This window comes from Lacrimispora sp. YZC11 (genome assembly GCF_057543815.1).
The window spans coordinates 1-18,755 of sequence record NZ_BAAJYQ010000003.1 but is presented as its reverse complement, the minus strand read 5'-3'; the positions used below and the strand labels follow the sequence as shown (position 1 = coordinate 18,755).

Annotated in this window: 19 protein-coding genes and 1 pseudogene; 13 read left to right on the top strand and 7 right to left on the bottom strand. The window is 44.1% G+C overall.

The genetic code is table 11. The annotated features are described in order from the left end of the window. Nucleotide 1 precedes the first annotated feature (1 nt). From AC27IJ_RS02050 to AC27IJ_RS02025, 6 genes are read left to right on the top strand one after another with little or no spacing between them, the layout of a single operon-like run. Complete coding sequence (locus AC27IJ_RS02050; RefSeq protein ID WP_313256521.1) at nt 2-778, top strand: electron transfer flavoprotein subunit beta/FixA family protein; 777 nt, start codon at nt 2-4, stop codon at nt 776-778. Nucleotides 779-790: 12 nt separating this feature from the next. Continuing rightward, nucleotides 791-1,774: an electron transfer flavoprotein subunit alpha/FixB family protein gene (locus AC27IJ_RS02045; protein ID WP_487147308.1), complete on the top strand. Its 984-nt coding sequence runs from the start codon at nt 791-793 to the stop codon at nt 1,772-1,774. 31 nt (nt 1,775-1,805) lie between these two features. Next, nucleotides 1,806-3,347, top strand: coding sequence for an L-lactate permease (locus AC27IJ_RS02040; protein ID WP_487147307.1), 1,542 nt, complete (start codon nt 1,806-1,808; stop codon nt 3,345-3,347). 16 nt (nt 3,348-3,363) lie between these two features. Further along, nucleotides 3,364-4,152, top strand: coding sequence for an electron transfer flavoprotein subunit beta/FixA family protein (locus AC27IJ_RS02035; protein WP_313260234.1), 789 nt, complete (start codon nt 3,364-3,366; stop codon nt 4,150-4,152). An 11-nt stretch (nt 4,153-4,163) separates the two neighbouring features. After that, on the top strand, nt 4,164-5,357 hold the full coding sequence (locus AC27IJ_RS02030) for an electron transfer flavoprotein subunit alpha (protein WP_313260232.1): 1,194 nt from the start codon (nt 4,164-4,166) through the stop codon (nt 5,355-5,357). Nucleotides 5,358-5,359: 2 nt separating this feature from the next. Continuing rightward, nucleotides 5,360-6,763, top strand: a complete 1,404-nt coding sequence (locus AC27IJ_RS02025; protein WP_487147306.1) for an FAD-binding oxidoreductase — start codon at nt 5,360-5,362, stop codon at nt 6,761-6,763. A 223-nt stretch (nt 6,764-6,986) separates the two neighbouring features. On the opposite strand, the gene AC27IJ_RS02020 is transcribed toward AC27IJ_RS02025, so the two are convergent. Together AC27IJ_RS02020 and AC27IJ_RS02015 are read right to left on the bottom strand one after the other, a co-directional pair. Continuing rightward, complete coding sequence (locus AC27IJ_RS02020) at nt 6,987-8,111, bottom strand: DUF3810 domain-containing protein (protein WP_312503135.1); 1,125 nt, start codon at nt 8,109-8,111, stop codon at nt 6,987-6,989. A 93-nt stretch (nt 8,112-8,204) separates the two neighbouring features. Further along, entirely contained in the window at nt 8,205-8,960 is a 756-nt protein-coding gene (locus AC27IJ_RS02015) for an AraC family transcriptional regulator (RefSeq protein WP_312446521.1), read from the bottom strand. A 379-nt stretch (nt 8,961-9,339) separates the two neighbouring features. Between AC27IJ_RS02015 and AC27IJ_RS02010 the strand changes: the two genes are divergently transcribed. Then, entirely contained in the window at nt 9,340-9,480 is a 141-nt protein-coding gene (locus AC27IJ_RS02010; RefSeq protein ID WP_312446522.1) for a hypothetical protein, read from the top strand. A 287-nt stretch (nt 9,481-9,767) separates the two neighbouring features. Here AC27IJ_RS02010 and AC27IJ_RS02005 read toward each other — a convergent pair whose 3' ends face one another. The 3 genes from AC27IJ_RS02005 to AC27IJ_RS01995 are packed head-to-tail and all read right to left on the bottom strand — an operon-like array spanning nt 9,768 to nt 13,290. After that, nucleotides 9,768-11,390, bottom strand: coding sequence for a toll/interleukin-1 receptor domain-containing protein (locus tag AC27IJ_RS02005; RefSeq protein WP_487147305.1), 1,623 nt, complete (start codon nt 11,388-11,390; stop codon nt 9,768-9,770). A gap of 23 nt (nt 11,391-11,413) precedes the next feature. Further along, complete coding sequence (locus tag AC27IJ_RS02000) at nt 11,414-12,103, bottom strand: hypothetical protein (protein WP_313155211.1); 690 nt, start codon at nt 12,101-12,103, stop codon at nt 11,414-11,416. Nucleotides 12,104-12,135: 32 nt separating this feature from the next. After that, the gene (locus AC27IJ_RS01995; protein ID WP_487147304.1) at nt 12,136-13,290 is read right to left on the bottom strand and encodes an SPFH domain-containing protein; all 1,155 of its coding nucleotides are present in this window, start codon (nt 13,288-13,290) and stop codon (nt 12,136-12,138) included. Between the two features lie 228 nt (nt 13,291-13,518). On the opposite strand from AC27IJ_RS01995, the gene AC27IJ_RS01990 reads away from it, so the two are divergent. After that, entirely contained in the window at nt 13,519-13,599 is an 81-nt protein-coding gene (locus AC27IJ_RS01990) for a hypothetical protein (protein ID WP_312446541.1), read from the top strand. Between the two features lie 178 nt (nt 13,600-13,777). Here the strand turns inward: AC27IJ_RS01990 and AC27IJ_RS01985 are convergent, their stop codons facing one another. Together AC27IJ_RS01985 and AC27IJ_RS01980 are read right to left on the bottom strand one after the other, a co-directional pair. Next, nucleotides 13,778-14,575, bottom strand: a complete 798-nt coding sequence (locus AC27IJ_RS01985; RefSeq protein ID WP_487147303.1) for an ABC transporter permease — start codon at nt 14,573-14,575, stop codon at nt 13,778-13,780. Further along, nucleotides 14,568-15,335 (bottom strand): ABC transporter ATP-binding protein, encoded by a 768-nt coding sequence (locus AC27IJ_RS01980; protein ID WP_312446531.1) that lies wholly within the window; start codon nt 15,333-15,335, stop codon nt 14,568-14,570. The genes AC27IJ_RS01985 and AC27IJ_RS01980 overlap by 8 nt, the downstream gene beginning before the upstream one ends. A 324-nt stretch (nt 15,336-15,659) precedes the next feature. Between AC27IJ_RS01980 and AC27IJ_RS01975 the strand changes: the two genes are divergently transcribed. The 5 genes and pseudogenes from AC27IJ_RS01975 to AC27IJ_RS01955 form a co-directional block, all read left to right on the top strand. Next, a complete protein-coding gene (locus tag AC27IJ_RS01975) occupies nt 15,660-16,127 on the top strand; it encodes a ribosome maturation factor RimP (protein WP_312446533.1) in 468 nt (155 codons plus the stop codon). Between the two features lie 29 nt (nt 16,128-16,156). After that, nucleotides 16,157-17,332 (top strand): transcription termination factor NusA, encoded by a 1,176-nt coding sequence (gene nusA, locus AC27IJ_RS01970; RefSeq protein WP_312446535.1) that lies wholly within the window; start codon nt 16,157-16,159, stop codon nt 17,330-17,332. 47 nt (nt 17,333-17,379) lie between these two features. After that, nucleotides 17,380-17,649: an RNase P modulator RnpM gene (rnpM, locus tag AC27IJ_RS01965; protein WP_312446537.1), complete on the top strand. Its 270-nt coding sequence runs from the start codon at nt 17,380-17,382 to the stop codon at nt 17,647-17,649. Then, nucleotides 17,642-17,974 (top strand): annotated as a pseudogene (locus tag AC27IJ_RS01960) (L7Ae/L30e/S12e/Gadd45 family ribosomal protein); the annotation flags it as partial. The gene rnpM and the pseudogene AC27IJ_RS01960, both read left to right, overlap by 8 nt. A 52-nt stretch (nt 17,975-18,026) precedes the next feature. Then, the coding region (locus AC27IJ_RS01955) for a translation initiation factor IF-2 N-terminal domain-containing protein (RefSeq protein ID WP_487147302.1) at nt 18,027-18,755 on the top strand (729 nt) is incomplete at its 3' end.

The window sequence follows — 18,755 nt, the reverse complement described above, 5'->3', positions numbered from 1 at the left end:
CATGGAAATGTTAGTTTGTATCAAGCAGGTACCCGATGACTCCGTGGAAATCTCCCTGGATCCGGCTGCAAAATTACCGGATTTGGAGGGAGTGACGCCGGTGGTGAACGCCTTCGACACCTATGCCCTTGAAATGGCTGCCAGGTTAAAGGAAACTTTGGGCGGTGAAATCACAGTGGTTTCTATTGGTAATGAAGATGTAAAAAAATCTCTGAAAAACTGTCTCGCCGTGGGCGCAGACGGTGCATATCTGGTAAAGCATGAAAATGCAGAGTCTCTTGATCCCTTAAATATCGCAAGGATCTTAAGGAAAGCAGCCCATGAAATAGAAGAAAATTCAAGTAAAAAGTTTGATCTTATTTTCTGCGGAAAGGAATCCACGGACTATGCCTCCAGCCAGGTTGGACTTCTTTTGGCGAAAGAGCTTTCCCTGCCGGCAGCAACCAATGTGATCCAGGTAGAGCCTGGGGATGGCATTATAAAAATAAAGCAGGAAACAGAGGAAGGCTATCGGATTTTGGAATCCCCTGCTCCCTGTGTTGTTACGGTTCAAAAGCCTAATTACGATCCCAGGTATCCCACCATTAAAAGTAAGATGGCTGCCAGAAAAAAGGAGATTAAGGAATTAACACCTTCTGAGGAGGAAGACAGCATGCTGGAGGTTCTCCGGGTGTTCGAACCGGCAAAGCGGGCGGCAGGCATTAAAATAAAGGCGGATAGCCCGCAGGAGGCAGTTGCACAGGCGATGGCAGTCATGACAGAGGCCAGGATCTTTTAGGAGGTGAAAGAAATGAGTTTTTCAGATGGAAAAAATATTATGGTTTATGTTGAGACCGTTTCCGATACTCCTGTGGGCGGTGCGCTGGAGGTGCTTACAAAAGCCCATAAGCTGGCAGAAGCCAGGGGAAAAGAGGTAATTGCTGTTTTAATCGGCAGAGATCTGGTGGATGCGGCCCGTACAGCCATTATGGCAGGAGCAGACAAAGCGGTCATTGTAAAAAAAGAGAGTTATCAGATGGAGGAATACGGAACAGTCCTTACAAAACTGGCAGAGAAATTTAAGCCTTTCCTGATTCTTTCAGCAGGAACTCTTGTGGGAAAAGATCTTCTTTCCCTGGTTGCAGGAACACTTCATACAGGCTATACTGTGGATGTAATGGATATATCAGACAGAGATGAGCGTCTTATCTTTACCTGCCCGGTTTACGGGGGGACGATTCTCAATGATCTTGTCATAAAGGGGACACCGGCAGTTGCAGCCGTCAGACCAGGGGCCTTTGTAAAGGAACTTCTGGCGGAAAGAACCGGTAAAATTATGGAAGAGAAGGTGGAATCAGAAGAAGCTGTTCACACAAGGATCGTTGATGTGGTAAAAGAAATGGCAGAGGCGGTAAACCTTGAGGAAGCGGAGGTGATTGTATCCGGCGGCCGTGGGATGGGAAGCAAGGAGAATTTTAAACTGGTGGAGAACCTCGCGTCAGCCTGTCATGGTGTTGTGGGGGCGACAAGACCGGCCATTGAGGCAGAATGGGTACCTCGTTCCCATCAGGTGGGACAGTCAGGGAAAATTGTGGCGCCAAAACTATATATTGCCTGCGGGATATCAGGAGCGACCCAGCACGTATCCGGTATGGTTGGTTCAGGATATATTGTGGCAGTCAATAAAGATGAGGATGCTCCTATTTTTGATATTGCGGATGTGGGGATTGTCGGTGATGCAGTCAAGGTGATTCCTCTCCTGATAGAGGAGATCAAAAAGACCCGGTCACTGTAGGGAGAACCATGAAAGTTGTATGGGGGCGTTTATGAATATGATTATCTTTCTTTTGGCATTGGCACCTATTCTATGGCTTATGATTGCTTTGAGCCTGTTGAAGCTTCCGGCATTTAAAGCCTGTCCCATTGCACTGGCAATTGCCATTGTACTATCTATGTCCTTCTTTAAAATGCCGGCAGTAAATTGTCTGACCGGAGGCTTAGAGGGAATCGCTCTTGCGCTTTGGCCCATTAGCCTCGTGATTCTGGCAGCCATTTTTACCTATAATCTTTGCATTGCAACCGGAAGCATGGACTGCATCAAACAAATTCTGGCCGGAGTATCCGGGGATAAACGGATTCTGCTCCTGATCATCGGCTGGTGCTTTGGAGGCTTTATGGAAGGTATGGCAGGCTTTGGAACTGCAATTGCAATTCCGGCCAGTATGCTGTGCGGTATGGGCTTTCCTCCGATTGCGGTAACGGCAGCGTGTCTGGTTGCCAATGCATCTCCTACGGCATTTGGTTCGGTAGGAATTCCTACGGTCACTGCAGCCCAGATCGCAGAACTTCCAAGCGGGGAAGTGGCCTTTGCAGCAGCCCTTCAATTGACTCCGTTTCTATTGATCACACCCTTTCTTATGGTGTGCATCATCGGAAAATCGGTAAAGGCCTTAAAAGGAGTCTGGCCGGTTGCCCTTATTTCAGGAATATCTTTTGCGGTACCGGAGCTTTTGGCCGCAGCTTTTCTTGGGGCAGAGCTTCCGGTGATCATCGGTTCCATTTGTTCCATGGCAATTACCATAGGTGTTGTGAAGAAATGGTTTAAAAACCCGGATCCAGACTATGGGATTGATGAAAATAAATCCTGTGGGAAAAATAAAATAACGGGCAGGGAAGCAGCAAAAGCCTGGATGCCCTTCCTTTTGATCTTTGTATTTTTACTCCTTACTTCCCCAATGGTTCCCCCTGTAAATCAGATGCTTTCCGCTGTTAAAACATCAGTTTCCATTTACACAGGGGAGGGAGCAAAGCCATATACGTTTGTCTGGCTGGAAACACCGGGGGTTTTGATTGCAGCAGCGGCAGTGATCGGCGGTAAGATACAGGGAGCGGATTTCAGACTTATTGGGAAGGTATTTATCAGTACCATGAAACAGATGTGGAAAACCATCCTGACCATTGTTACCATTATGGCCATGTCAAAAATTATGGGATACAGCGGAATGATTGCCGCCATTGCTGGCACGATGCTGGCACTGACAGGAAGTTTCTATCCTTTTACAGCTCCTCTTGTGGGTGCGCTGGGGGCATTTGTAACAGGAAGCGGGACTTCTTCCAGTGTTCTGTTTGGCAGCCTGCAGGCTCAGACGGCTGCAAACCTGGGCGTCAGTCCGGTCTGGCTGGTTGCGTCAAGTACCGTAGGCGCCACCATCGGTAAAATCATATCCCCTCAGAGCATAGCCATTGGCGCTGCGGCAGCCAATTTGCTGGGCAGTGAGAGCAAGGTATTAAATCAGGCAGTAAAATACAGCGCTGCTTTCATTATAATTGCCGGCTGTATCGCGTATTTTGGAAGTAGGGTTTATTAGGAAAGGAAGAAAAAGAATGAAGATCCTTGTTTGCATCAAACAGGTACCTGACAGCAATAAAGTTGAGGTGGATCCTGTTACAGGCGTGTTAAAAAGAGACGGAGCGGCTTCAAAGATGAATCCCTATGACTTGTATGCCATTGAAACTGCTCTACGGATCAAAGAGAAAACGGGAGGTATTGTTGACGTCATTTCCATGGGACCTCCTCAGGCCATGCAGGTCATTAAAGAAGCGTTTTCCATGGGAGCAGACCATGGAACGCTTTTGTCAGACAGACGTTTTGGAGGGGCCGATGTCCTTGCGACCAGCTATACCCTGGCACAGGGAATTAAGGCAATGGGAGAGTATGACTTAATTCTTTGCGGCAAGCAGACCACAGACGGGGACACCGCGCAGGTAGGCCCGGAAATATCGGAATGGTTAAATCTTCCAAGCGTATCCAATGTGGTGAGGATCCGGAAGTTAGAAGAAGATGGAATTACGGTAGATATGGATCTTCCCGATGAGGTAGAGGTAGCTAAAGTAAAATTCCCATGCCTTTTAGCAGTGGATAAAGATATCTTTCAGCCAAGACTCCCGTCATATGTAAAAAAATCAGAGACAAAGGACAGACAGATTCAGGTCCTTACCCTTGATGATATGAAGGATAAGGACGAAATGAATTACGGTCTTAACGGATCGCCCACTCAGGTACAAAAGATCTTCCCTCCAGAAACAAACGATAAAAAGGAAGTGTGGGATGAGTCGGGAGATGTGCTTGCGAAAAAGCTGTTTAAAAAGATTGAAGAGCTGAAATTTGTTTAGGAGGTGAAGAAATGGCAAGATTAATCATACATCAGGAGAGAATTCCTGATCATCAGGAATTGATAAAGATCTGCCCCTTTGGAGCTTTGGAGGAGCAGGATGGAAAAGTTATCGTAAATGCTGCCTGCAAGATGTGCCGCCTTTGTGTAAAAAAGGGTCCTGAAGGCGCAGTAGAGTATGTGGAGGACGTAAAAAGAACCGGGATCAACAAAGATGAATGGAAGGGAATTGCTGTTTATGCAGACCATGTAGATGGCGCCGTTCATCCGGTCACCTTTGAACTGATTGGAAAGGCAAAGGAAATGGCAGCAGTCACCGGGCAGGAGGTATACGTTCTGTTCATGGGAAAAGATATCCGTGAAAAAAGTGAAGAAATCCTCCATTACGGAGCTGATAAAGTCTACCTCTATGATAAGGATGAGCTGGATCGTTTCAAAATAGAGCCCTATACAGCAGTCTTTGAAGATTTCATCAAAAAGGTCAAGCCCTCCTCCATTCTGGTAGGAGCAACCACCGTAGGACGTCAGCTTGCGCCAAGAGTGGCTGCCAGAATGAAAACCGGCCTGACTGCGGACTGTACCATTTTAGAAATGAATGAAAATACGGATTTATCCCAGATCCGGCCAGCCTTTGGCGGCAACATTATGGCTCATATCAAGACCCCGAACCATCGTCCTCAGATTGCTACCGTTCGGTATAAGATCATGAATGCCCCTGCCCGCTCGGAAGTAAAATCGGGAGAAATCGTGAATTCTGATATAGATAAGGGAAAGCTTGTCTGTCACATGGAGGTCATTGATATTCTGCCAAAGGAGAAGGAGACCTTCATTGAGAATTCTGAAGTTCTGGTAGTTGCCGGAAGAGGAGTGAAAAAAGAAGAGGATTTAAACATGCTCCGGGAGCTGGCAGATCTTATGGGAGGCCAGGTGGCATGCACCAGACCAATGGCAGAATCCGGCTGGCTGGATGCAAAATATCAGATTGGCTTAAGCGGCCGTACTGTCAGGCCGAAGCTGATCATCACCTGTGGAGTTTCCGGTGCCATTCAGTTTGTGGCCGGCATGAACCATTCAGATACTATATTTGCAATCAACAACGACCCCAAGGCGCCGATCTTCAAATCAGCTCACTATTGTCTGGTAGGCGATCTCTATGAAATTCTCCCGAAACTGATAACAAGGGTAAAAGAGAAGAAAGGAGTATAATCATGGGATATAAGAAACTGGATAAAGATGATATCGCTTACATAAAAAGTATCATTCTGGACGAGGAGCGTATACTGACCGGTGATTTTATTAATGAAGAGTACAGCCATGATGAATTAAGCGGTACCAGCAGCTATCCTGACATTGTAGTGAAAGCAAAATCAGCAGAAGAGATATCTGAAATTATGAAGTATGCCTATGAAAATGTCATCCCCGTGACTCCAAGAGGTGCCGGCACCGGCCTGGTAGGATCATCCGTAGCCATGGAACACGGGATCATGATAGATACCACGCTGATGAATCAGGTACTTGAACTGGATGAGGATAATCTGACAATTACGGTGGAGCCAGGTGTTCTGCTGATGGAGTTTTCTGCTTACGTGGAAGATCATGATCTGTTCTACCCGCCGGATCCAGGCGAAAAATCGGCTACCATTGGGGGTAACATCAGCACCAATGCAGGCGGCATGCGCGCCGTGAAATATGGAGTGACACGTGACTATGTAAGGGGTCTGGAAGTTGTCCTTCCAAGCGGTGAGATTACGGAATTCGGAGGGAAGGTCGTAAAAAACAGCTCCGGGTATGCCCTTAAGGATTTAATGGTCGGAGCTGAGGGGACTCTCGGTTTTATTACAAAAGCCACGTTAAAGCTGATTCCCCGCCCCAAGATGGTGATCAGCCTGCTGATTCCGTTCCCTACCCTGGATCATGCAATCAATACGGTTCCTTTAATTGTCAAATCAAAGACCATTCCCACAGCCATTGAATTCATGCAGCGGGAAGTTATTATTGATGCAGAGCAGTATTTAGGAAAGGCATTTCCGGATAAGCAGTCAGACGCTTATCTGCTCTTAAAATTTGACGGAAATTCGGTAGAAGAAATTGAAAAGGCATATGACAGCGTTGCAAAGCTCTGCCTGGAACAGGGTGCCTTAGATGTTCTGATTTCTGATACGGAGGAACGAGAAGAATCCATCTGGAAGGCCAGGGGAGCATTCCTGGAAGCCATCAAAGGTTCTACTACCTACATGGATGAGGTTGATATGGTTGTTCCAAGAAGCTCAGTCAATGAAATGGTCACCTATCTGCATAGCCTCCAAAAAGAGTGTGAGTTAAGGATCAAGAGTTTCGGACATGCGGGAGACGGGAACCTCCATGCCTATATGCTGAAAGATGATTTAAGCGATGAGGAATGGGAAAAACGTATGAGCAAAGCTATGGAGAAGGTTTATGAAAAGGCCAGGAAGCTGGGAGGCCAGGTGTCCGGAGAACATGGCATTGGGTTTGCTAAGAAGCCTTATCTTAGGGAATCTCTCCCGGAGGTGAATTTAATTCTGATGAACGGAATAAAAAAGGTGTTTGACCCTAATAATATTTTAAATCCTCACAAGATTGCCCAGATGTAACGGAATGAAGTATGTACGACGATTAATTGGCGTTAAGTTTAAAAAAAACTATATTGACCCCAATTGGCCTATCAAGGCGACTGTCTCTGAAAGTGGTTAGAGGTCAACCACTATATGTGTGATTTAGGAGCAACCTTGCTCGTTCCACCACCGATAGCCGGAGCAACTTTGGGGTGTCAACAGCTGGAACTAGGCTTGAAGTTAATCGTATCGGCTTTCCTGCTCAGCGAACAGCGCCTTGCGCACCAGCAGGCTGGGCAGCGGCTGATCTCTGCTCCGACAGTAACAAATCCACCATTCTGTCGTAGCTGTACACACCGTCCGCCTGGTTGTTCGCCTTCAGATACATGTCCATGACAGTTCTGGAAACATTTGAGATTATACCCTCATGCTGGCTCCAGAACTGTTTGTGCTGCACCATGTCGCGCTGCACCGCTTGGGACAGGCCGGATATTATTTCCGATGCCAACTCCGGATCGGCTTCCTCCAGAGCGGAGATGGAATGGTCAAACGCTAAAAAAAGCCCGCTGTAAAGCATCATTGGCTCATCCGACAGCTTACATGCCAGATAGGCTATGAAATTCGCCTCATCCTCGCGCATAAAGCCGCTCTGATGAGCTAGTTCGTGCGCCATAGTAGAGGGAAGCGTGAAGAATGGAGCGTTGACATTGATATTGGAAGTGAAGGGAACAAATACCCCTCCTATACCTGCATTTGACATTAGCTCCGACATCACCACTGGTTTGGGCGCAGAGTATAGCGACCTGTCCAGCACGGGATACTGCTCCGCCAGCATCTTCATCACCAGCACTGAGTGCTGCGCGTAGTAATCGAAGTCCCCCGGCCAGGGAGTGGAAAGGTCAGTATCATTTCCCAGTTGCTCCCTCACCAGCTCCATGTCCTCGGCAAGGGATGTGCACAGTTGCTCCAGTTCCTCTACGCTGGACTGCTCCACATCATATCCGGTGTAATATGTAAAGGTATACCGATGATAGTTCAGCCCACACAAAGCGGTAAAAACAAAATACACCATGCAGAATATTGCGACTGCCCCCACCACGCCACGGTATGCAGCCATACCACGCCCATCCTTGCTTATGATGACCTTGCGGACGTGATAAACGATATATCCCAGACAGAACAGCAAAAACAGCACCACCAGCCATTCAGTCACCGAAAAGCCTACCAGCGACGGCAAAAATCCCACCGCTGTGGACAGCACAGGATACACCGACAGGCTGTACACCTTCTCGGTCCAGTCGGGATTATACCGTGCATATTTTGTCACTATGTATGCGGCGGTTCCAGGTAGGATAAACAGCAACCGCTTGAGTAAGAACTTTTTCATAACGGCCTCCTATATACCAGCAATTGCAACAGGTTTTTCACCGTCACATATCAAGAGAGTATTTTCAACAATAGTTTCTTAATTTTATATCATCTACACATCATAGACTTTCAAAAAAACGCTATCTTTTAGAAAAAGGGAGGCGGGCATTCCCATCATTCGTTTTGTAACCGCTGCAAAATGTGACGGCGTATCAAAATTTGCAAGCATAGCTGCTTTGGTTATATTTTCACCATTCAACAATGCAAGAAAAGCTTTCTGCATCTGATGAAATTGAATATAACTTTTTAAAGGCATGCCAGTCTGTTCCCGAAATAAGTGCGACAATCTACTGGGTGATAACGCCACCTTATCAGCGAACGTTGAAATTGATTGCACATCACAATTACAGCACTCAATGTAACGCAGTAATTCCTTAATTCTATCATCGTATATCTTGACTTGCTCGTTTATACCCAGGCAGTCATATAGCCTGCTGATTAAACTGTGGTAAGCATCAAGTTCATTATTGTGTACAAGTTCATATGCAAGGTTTTGTGCTTCGACAATATCAGGATTATCGAAAATATAATAATCCTCACTCTTTATTATTTTTTCCAACTGGCTGGCCGTATCTGAGGCAGGCCCGATTATTATCGAAAAATGCAATCGGCTATCCGACGAAAAGCTATGACTGACGTTCCCATTTACAACCACACCTTTGCACCTGATTCTTTTTCCAGATATGCATATGTCCAGATTATCTTTAAGGCTTAGGAACAACTGCAGCGCCCAATGCTTATGTTCAACTGCATCGATCTGGTCTGTTAGCATTGATATTTTATCTTTATCCCAATATATTTTGATCATAATATTTTTGCACCTCTGTTATTTTTATATCTATCTACATTCCCAATCATCATAATAACATATCTAATGCGACATGTAGCTGTCGGATTGGAAAATATATTTTTTCTACCAAGACTTTGCCTTTTTCGTAGCCCTTTTCAGCAAACGGAGCGCCCACGGGAAAACCGCCTTTTTCGGGGGTTTCGTTAAACGGCAGGCAGGGCAAGTGTCAAGACACTTGCACGTTTATCAAATTTTCCGTAGTTGGAAAACTTGATAAACTCCGCTTGTTGGGGCAGCCGCCCCAAACCCTGCAACTTCGAGGTGTTGACAAATCCTATTATTAAACCCCTCTGATGTGATATAATAAGAGATAGAAAAAAGCCCGGAGGGCAAGCACATGATGACAAGAAACTGCGGTAAGCAGGTTAAATTCCATACATTGAACAATGAGAACCTCGTTCCTGAGTACCATTTCCTGCGAAAGCTGGTAGGACGCCAGCGCGTAAAAATCAAATATTGGGCTGAGTGCCGTTACTAAAAATAATAAAGGAGCTTTTAGCCTTATGAATCAATACCGATCCATAAGGTAAAAACTCCTCCTAAAAAACTAAAATTTAATTCTCTTCTCCAGCAAAGCAATCCCCTGATACAAAATCGCTGATACAATACACAGGATCACGATGCTCATGACTACCAGATCCATTTGGAAGAGATGCGGATACGAAATGATATGGTAGGGGATCGCTCTGTTTTTTATTAAAGTATCTCATAATGGGAATCATAAAGAATAATTGTTGATACTTATCGAGGTTCACACTGGCGTGCTTAATAGTCCTTCCCGAACTGTTTTCTTGTTTGTCGTATGCGTTCGTACAATTCCATTAGCTCTTTTTCAACTTCAGCTTTTTTCACCCTTTGAAATATGTTAAGTTTCATATTGATTGCTTCAAGTTCTTTTACTCGTTCTCGCAACGAGTGCATAGCATTGTTGAATTCTTTCTCTAAGCGCTGTCTTTCTTCCGTCTTTAAACGAGCCTCTTCTTTGAGCTTATTTGCCATAGTGCGACTTGAATTTGCTTTATTACCTGAATCTTTATATTCCTTTAAGCCATCAAACAATTCAGCAGCATCTAAATATTGTCTCTCCGTCTGGGCGTCCTTAATTTTACATAATCCCATTTGATATATACCCTCTATGCGTTCGTTTTCCAACCTATCCATAATTTTTTGGTTGTAACCCTCAACTGTTATTTTAAAATTGTTGTCAGAGAATCGAACCGCTTTTTGGTAGTCAGGATAATCATCAAGGGGTTTGTCGTGGGATATAATTTCTTCCGAATAATGCAGTTTCAACGTAGCTAAGAGTTTATAAAAATAAGCCTGTGAGTTTCTTGGTTCCAGGTCTAAAATTCGATTACAATACTCATTGGCTGATTGAAAATCACCATCTTCAAGAAAAAGGCTGACACGGTCTAACAATTGATTAACACCAGGTGTCAAAAAAGGCATATCCCCATTTGCCTGCGAATAACTGTCACTTTTCTCCACAGAAGAAGACAGCACTTTTGTTATACCACGTATTAAGTCCTGGATAAAGCCGATCTTTGTCATATCCTGGCTTTGAAGCATAGATAATTCTTCAGGTAAATCGTATGCGTCCATATCGCTGTAACAGGGAATCAAAAGCCTGCTTCTATCTTTTTTTGTCAACGTCAGATAGCGACTCCATTCATTTTTAACCCAAGTGGAATTAAAATATTCCTGCTTTGTACCTATAACGACCATAACCTTTGCACTGTTTAAAGCTGCAAATATGTATGGTTCATATTGTTGACCGAGTTTATCCTCTAATGTAATTCGAGAGAAAAACACTTTATATCCTTCATTTGTTAACTGGTAGTAGACATCTTGTGCAATTGTGCTGTCTTTTGTGCGGTTTCCACCGTCCGTGGTTTCCTTATAACAAATGAAAACATCATACGGTTTCTCTTTCGCGGATATTGAAAGTATACTCTTTTGAATTTCAGCAATGCGCTTTGCTTCTGACTCATAAAGCTTTTTGGTGTAGAGATCTTCTGCATTTTCAATCGCTGCAAGATAATCCGCATCTGCCAAAATCGAATCGCTATGTACACGATGGCAGGTAGGAATCCGTTCATGAGACTGAGGATCTTCCACATATTCGATTCCATATCTTGATAACACGAGACCCCAATGTGCCTCTGCTGATAAGGAATCAATATTAAGGATGCTCTCATATGCAATTACTGCTTTATCAAAGTCATTTTGGCGTCTAAAATGATTTGCTCGGTTATAGAGGTTTGTTATTTGCTCGTCAGTTGCTTTAGGTAGAGTCATTGTGCTGCCGCAATGGTCACAGGTTCCGTATGTTTGATTTGCGGCTGCTTCGATATCCCCACCGCACATTTTACATTTTAATAATGCCATAGTAATGTCTCCTCAATAATACACTATTTCATAGTTTTACATTTTCCATTACGTTCAGCGATTAGTTGCTGAAGTTCGTCACAACTTGATTTTATTATAGATGAATCATAAATAGCTATTGCATCTGTAAGACCAGCTACTTTTGATTCAATCTTGTTTTCGATTGCTGCGAGCTGTGGACTACTCATTGGATCGCTGTAGCGTATTGATTCGGCAAGATTTTTTAACATCTTTTTTGTAATTTCATCTGGGGCTTTGGTAATCAGGTTTTCTATATCTGTCTGCAAGGATTTATTGTGAAAAATTTTTTCTTTTACCTTTAAATCGATACGTTCAATTTCAACTTTTGCAATGTCAGTAGCAATCAAGCCAATTGTGCATGCTCCAAAGAGAATTGTATTTAGTACGATTCCATATTGGAATGGAACATCTGATAAAATCATCTCTAACACACCGATAATTAGTTGTGCTATTAGATAGCACCACACAAGAGAAAGCAGCGTACACCCATAGACTTTGCTTCTCAGGCCCTCTCGTCGGAATGCATAAAAGCCAACACCAGCAGTCAGTAAAATAGCCACCATTGAAAAAAAGTATCCGGTCCAAAACATTCTCCCATGGTTGAATGGGAGCATAAAAGCTATTATGTTATAAACAGCGAGTATGATAAAGACTATTACGAGAGATAAGCCCTTATTTTTTGAGATATTCATAAATATAAAACCTCCTTTGTAAATTGGTTTAATTACAGGCTGTTCAGTAGTTTTTTCTTTTCTTCATCAAATTCCGCATCAGAAATAATTTCCGCCTCTTTCATTAACTTCAGCTTTTCTAGCTTCTGCTTAAAAGAAGCCATTTCATCAGAATCATCCAATGGCCCTTCTCCAGATTCAGCAGGCGCGTCCGTTTGCGACATAACAGGGTGAATGGCTTCGTTAGTAATGCCAGCTACCACTGCGCTCATGCTACCAGCAATACCTCCCATCATTCCAAGACCAATGCCGGCACTGGAAAGATTCCCAACTCCTTCATTTTGGGCAACTTTTTCAGCGATATCATAACCTCGTTCCGATTGATAAGTATATCCTTCTTGCGCCCTTTTTTGAGCCATTGCAGCAGATTCAATGACTAATCTCTGTGCGCTGGTTTGTTGGTCGATTATACCAACCTTTTGTCTTAATTGTGCATTTGCAACATCAGCATATTGCCGGATATGTATATCCTGAAAGGACTCATATGCTTTATCTCCATCAGGCTTCACAATCGTTGTAACAAAAAAACGTTCAAGTGACAGGCCATAATCAGCAAAGTCGGGAGCCAATTGTTTGTGCAAAGCAGTTGAAAGCTCATCCATATGTGAATCAACTTCAAATATGCCGAATTCACTGTTCTGCATTGTTTGAGCAAGATATGGTTTAACTCTGGCCATTAGAAAAACACGGAACATCTGCGTAAGCTCTGCTTTATCAATGGATTTTTCCGCTCCAACAAGTTTCATAAGCATTTTTCTGGAATCGTCAACACGCAAGGACATTTCACCCGACGCCCCAATTTTTAAAGGGAATTTATAGGAGGGGTCCATGTACTGAACCTGACTATCTGTCCCCCATTTAATCGACATTAGCTCAGCTTTATTAATAAAATAGACTTCACAATGAAAAGGCGTCTGGTCATTCGTTGGTGCACTCAGAAACTTTCTTACTAAGGGAATATTTTGTGTTTCAAGTGTATGGCGTCCTGGACCAAATAAGTCTAACGCCTGACCATTCATAAAAAATATTGCTTCCTGAGACTCATGGACGATCAGTTGAGTTCCAGTGTTAAAATCTTCAATATCTGATTTCCATATAAAAGTGCTGTTATCTCCTTCATACTTGACAATCTGAAATATATTTGCCATTGCGTGCCCTCCCGTAATAGTACTTTTATTTAATAATCTTTTTAAACGATAGTTTTCCTTCTATATGAAACAATTAATGGGCTTTTGACATATCCACTTTGTGTTTGTAATGTTAAAGTCACATAAATGATAGCATATATAAATGAAGAAAACTCTTAGTATTAGTTATACATTATGTTATTAAATGTTTCAATATGTAATGGGGAATTTAAACACAAATAAGCTCTCATCACAGGAACTGTTCGCGCTGAGAGGTTTCGTGATGGAGCGTTACTGGACTACTTTAATAGCGGTTGTATAGCAAAATGACTGAACCGATTAAGGGAAATAGATTCTCAAATGTGTCATTGAGCAAACGCAATTATCGATAAAATCAACCAGATGGTTGTTGAAAAAATAAGGGTAAAAATTAGAACATAGATAAAAGGAACTTTTGCAGCATGGCTAATGAATATATGGCAAAAGCTCCTTTTATCAAGTGAAAAAGTTATAACTTAATTCTCTTTTCCAACAGGGAAATCCCCTGATATAAAACTGCCGATACAATACAAAGTATTACAATAGACATCACTACCAGATCCATCTTAAACACCTGGCTTCCATAGATAATCAAATATCCCAGTCCTTTATTCGCCGCCAAAAATTCTCCAATAATAACGCCGACCAGACAAAGTCCGATGTTGACCTTTGTATTGCTGATGATGAGAGGTACAGAACCAGGAAGCAGTACCTTGAAAAGAACATCCTTTTTCTTTCCGCCCAGAGAATAGATCAGCTTGATCATGTCAGGATCCACCTGGGAAAAGCCGGTATGGAGCGTCATGATGCATCCAAAAACGGCTACGGAAATGGAAGCGACGATAATTGTCTTAATATTGTTGCCCAGCCATACAATTAAAATGGGAGCAAGGGCAGATTTTGGAAGGCTGTTAAGCATGACAAGATAAGGCTCCAACACTTCCGACACACTGCGGCTGGACCATAAAAGAACAGCGATCAGCAGGCCGGAGACGGTGACCAGGGCAAAGCTTATGAGGGTTTCCATCACGGTTACCCCGATGTGCATAAAAATGCTTTTGTCCACTACCATATTAAGGAAGCAGGTGGTCACACGGGAAGGAGAGCTGAATATGAAGTCATTGATAATGCCCAGTCTTGCACACAGCTCCCAAAGGGAAAGAAGCAGTACCAGCAGCATGGTACGCCACACCCGTACATTGCGGCGGTGCAGCTTTTCCTTTTCAATAAACTCCTGTTGGGCTAAGGTGGGATGAGTCTCAATCATGATTCTGCAGCTCCTTCCATACCTGATTAAAGTAAACAGAAAATTCCGGCATGTTCCGCCGTGTCAAAGGCCGTATATCGTCATCTCCGAAGGAAACCGGTACGATGGCTTTTATTTTGCCCGGCCTGCTTGTCAGTACGATGACTCTGTCGGCAACACTGATGGCTTCAGAAAGGTCATGTGTGATGAGAATCGCAGTTTTATGAGTGCTTTTTATAATGGAACTGATGTCATCACAGACGGAAAGCCTGGTTTGATAGTCCAATGCAGAAAATGGTTCGTCTAATAAAAGAAGGTCCGGTTCCAGGGCCAGGGTGCGGACCAGTGCGGCACGCTGCCGCATGCCTCCGGACAGTTCAGACGGCTTTGCCTGCTCAAAGCTTCCAAGGCCGTAAGTATGGAGCATCTGATGCAGCTTTTCTTTGGAGCTTTTGTTTCGCTTTTTCTGAATTTCCAGCCCCAGTTCGGCATTTCCCATAATGGTACGCCATTCAAAAAGGTGATCCCGCTGCAGCATGTAACCGATATTGACGCCGGATTTTGCCTGTGAGACGCCGTCAATTATGATTTCTCCTTCGTCAGGTACTAATAATCCGCTAAGAAGAGATAGAAGAGTTGATTTCCCGCAGCCGGATGGACCGACAATTGCAAGGAATTCTCCGTTATCTGCAGTAAATGATATATTGGAAAGGGCCAGTGTCTCACCCTCAAGGGAATGATAGGAGTAACTGATCCCGCGAACTTCCAGTTTTGGCTTCATGGGTCCTCCTTATATGACAGATTTGATCTGATATAGTGTTATGATATGTACAAAAAAAAGGAGTGTGAAGGACTAAGCCTTCCGATCTTTGATACAACATGCACTATCGCTATTTTTTCCTTCCTTCATAGCCTGATAAAGACCCGGATGCAGGAATAGCCAAAAAAATGGTGGAATATATGGCGGAAATGCTGGAAAAATAAGAAAAAACCCTTGCAATGGAGAATAAACGGTGTTATACTATCTAGGATAACATGATAGTTAGACTGATAAAGAGTGGGCGAAAGTCCACTCTTTCAATTTGTTTGGAAAGGTGGGAGAAGGATGGCGAGGAGAGAAGAGTACGAGGCAAAGACAGAAAGCTTTTTGCTGCCACTTATGGAAGAAAATAATTATGAACTGGTTGATGTAGAGTACGTAAAAGAGGCAGGAAACTGGTATCTGCGGGCTTATATAGATAAAGAAGGCGGGATTACGGTAGATGATTGTGAAACCATAAGCCGCAGGCTGGGAGATTGGCTGGATGAAAAGGACTTTATTGCGGACAGTTATATTTTAGAAGTCAGCTCTCCAGGGCTTGGAAGACCGCTTAAAAAAGATAAGGATTTTAAGAGAAGTATCGGAAAAGATGTGGATATAAAGTTATATAAACCTTTAAACAAACAGAAGGATTTTACAGGGACGCTTTCATCCTATGACAGGGAAACAGTGACCATTACCCAGGAAGACGGAATAGAGCTTGTGTTGAACCGCCCGGAAATCGCTTTGATCCGGCTGGCATTTGATTTCTAAACAGTAAGATATATTAGGAGGATAAAAAAATGAATAAGGAACTGTTAGAAGCACTGAATATTCTGGAGAAAGAGAATAATATTAGCAAGGATACCCTGTTAGAGGCAATCGAAAATTCTCTCCTTACGGCGTGCAAGAACCATTTCGGAAAAGCGGATAATATCAAGGTCAGCATTAATCGTGAAACCTGTGATTTCAATGTATTTGCAGAAAAAGAAGTGGTGGAAACAGTTGAAGATCCCCTGCTGCAGATCAGCCTGGCAGATGCAAAGATGGCAGATCCGAAGTACGACATCGGTGATGTGATTCATTGCCAGATTGACTCCAAAAAGTTTGGAAGAATTGCCACACAGAATGCAAAGAACGTGATTCTGCAGAAGATCCGGGAGGAAGGCAGAAAATCTCTTTTTAACGACTGGTACTGCCAGGAGAGGGAAGTTGTCACAGGAATTGTGCAGAGATATTTGGGCAGGAATGTAAGCATTAATTTAGGCAAGGTGGATGCCATCCTGAATGAAACAGAAATGGTAAAAGGGGAAGTATTTAAGCCTACAGAGAGAATCAAGGTGTTCGTTCTGGAAGTAAAGGATACTCCCAAGGGCCCAAGAATTTCCGTATCCAGAACTCATCCGGATCTTATAAAGCGGCTGTTTGAATCCGAGGTCGCCGAGGTGAAGGACGGAACGGTAGAAATCAAGGCAATTGCAAGGGAGGCAGGGTCAAGGACAAAAATTGCTGTTAAATCCAATGATACCAATGTAGATCCGGTGGGTGCATGCGTAGGCTTAAACGGTGCAAGGGTTAATTCCATAGTGAATGAGTTAAGAGGAGAGAAAATCGATATCATTAACTGGGATGAGAATCCGGCCTACTTAATCGAAAACGCGTTAAGCCCGGCAAAGGTTATCTGTGTCGTTGCAGATGAGGAATCAAAGGAAGCACAGGTTATTGTTCCGGATTACCAGTTATCACTGGCCATCGGAAAGGAAGGACAGAACGCAAGGCTTGCAGCCCGGCTTACCGGATATAAGATTGACATTAAGAGTGAGACACAGGCAAGAGAACTCGGTCTGTTTGAAGAGCTGGGACTTGATTATCAGGACTCAGGAGCCGGATATGAAAGCTATGGAAATGAATACCATGACGGCGGAAACAGCGAAACGCAGTACTACCAGGAAGAGTATCAGAACGACTACCAGGAATAAGACCTGGCTGGTGATTACCAGAATAATAAGCAGGAAGTGATGGAAACGTGAGTACAAAGAAATTGCCGCTCAGACAGTGTATCGGCTGTGGTGAGATGAAAAATAAAAAAGAAATGATTCGTGTTCTGAAAACCTCAGAGGATGAGATCCTTCTTGACGCAACCGGACGTAAAAACGGACGGGGAGCTTATCTCTGCCCTTCTTTGGAATGTTTTAAGAAGGCAGTAAAAAGCAAGGGACTTGAGCGTTCCTTCAAGATGGCGATTCCGAAAGAAGTTTACGAAGCATTGGAAAAGGAGATGGAACAGTTTGAATGACAGACAAAAGATCCTTAATCTGATTGGTCTGGCCACAAAAGCAGGAAAGACTGTAAGCGGAGAATTCATGACAGAAAAGTCCGTAAAAACTGGGAAAGCATCGTTAGTGATCATATCTGAGGAGGCCTCGGAGAATACTAAAAAGATGTTTACCAATATGTGTACTTACTATGAGGTTCCAATCTACTTTCTTGGGGGAAAAGATGAACTGGGCCACGCTATGGGTAAGGAGATGAGAGCATCTCTTGCTATTGTGGATCATGGGTTTGCAAAGGCAGTCGTGAAACTGATGAATACAAAGGTCGGTAGTGAGTGTGAAGAGGACCTTTCACATCTACCGGTATGTGCTGCGGAGCGCGCACAGAATGGAGGAAAGCATGAGAGTATATGATCTGGCAAAAGAACTGGGAAAAGACAGTAGTAAGGAGATACTGGATATCTTGGAAAAACATAATATAAATTTAAAGAGTTCTTCTAACGTTACGGATGAGCAGGCGGCAATTGTGAAAAAAGAAGTTGGCGGTCACAACCGGGGACCTTCACCGGCACAATCCAATGCACCGGATGGGGATGACTCCGATGCGCCGAAGAAAAAGATTGCGGCAGTATTCAGACCGCAGAACGCGCAGATGAAGCCACAGGGACAGCATTCCCAGCCGCAGAATGGAAGAGAAGGAAGACCTTTTCAGTCTGACCGGCCGAGTGGGGAGCCAAGAAACCGTCAGGTAACAGAGCAGTCTTTATCTGGAACTACTGAAATTCCAAAAGAACAGAATACAGGAAGCCGGGAAGGCGGAAGACCGCAGGGAGGCTACCAGGGAAACCGTGACAACCGTGAGGGAAGACCGCAGGGAGGTTACCAGGGAAACCGTGACAACCGTGAGGGAAGACCACAGGGTCAGGGAGGCTATCAGGGTAACCGCGATGGAAGACCACAAGGCCAGGGAGGCTACCAGGGCAACCGTGATGGAAGACCACAGGGCCAGGGAGGCTACCAGGGCAACCGTGATGGAAGACCACAGGGTCAGGGAGGCTATCAGGGCAACCGTGATGGAAGACCACAGGGTCAGGGAGGCTACCAGGGAAATCGCCCACAGGGTCAGGGT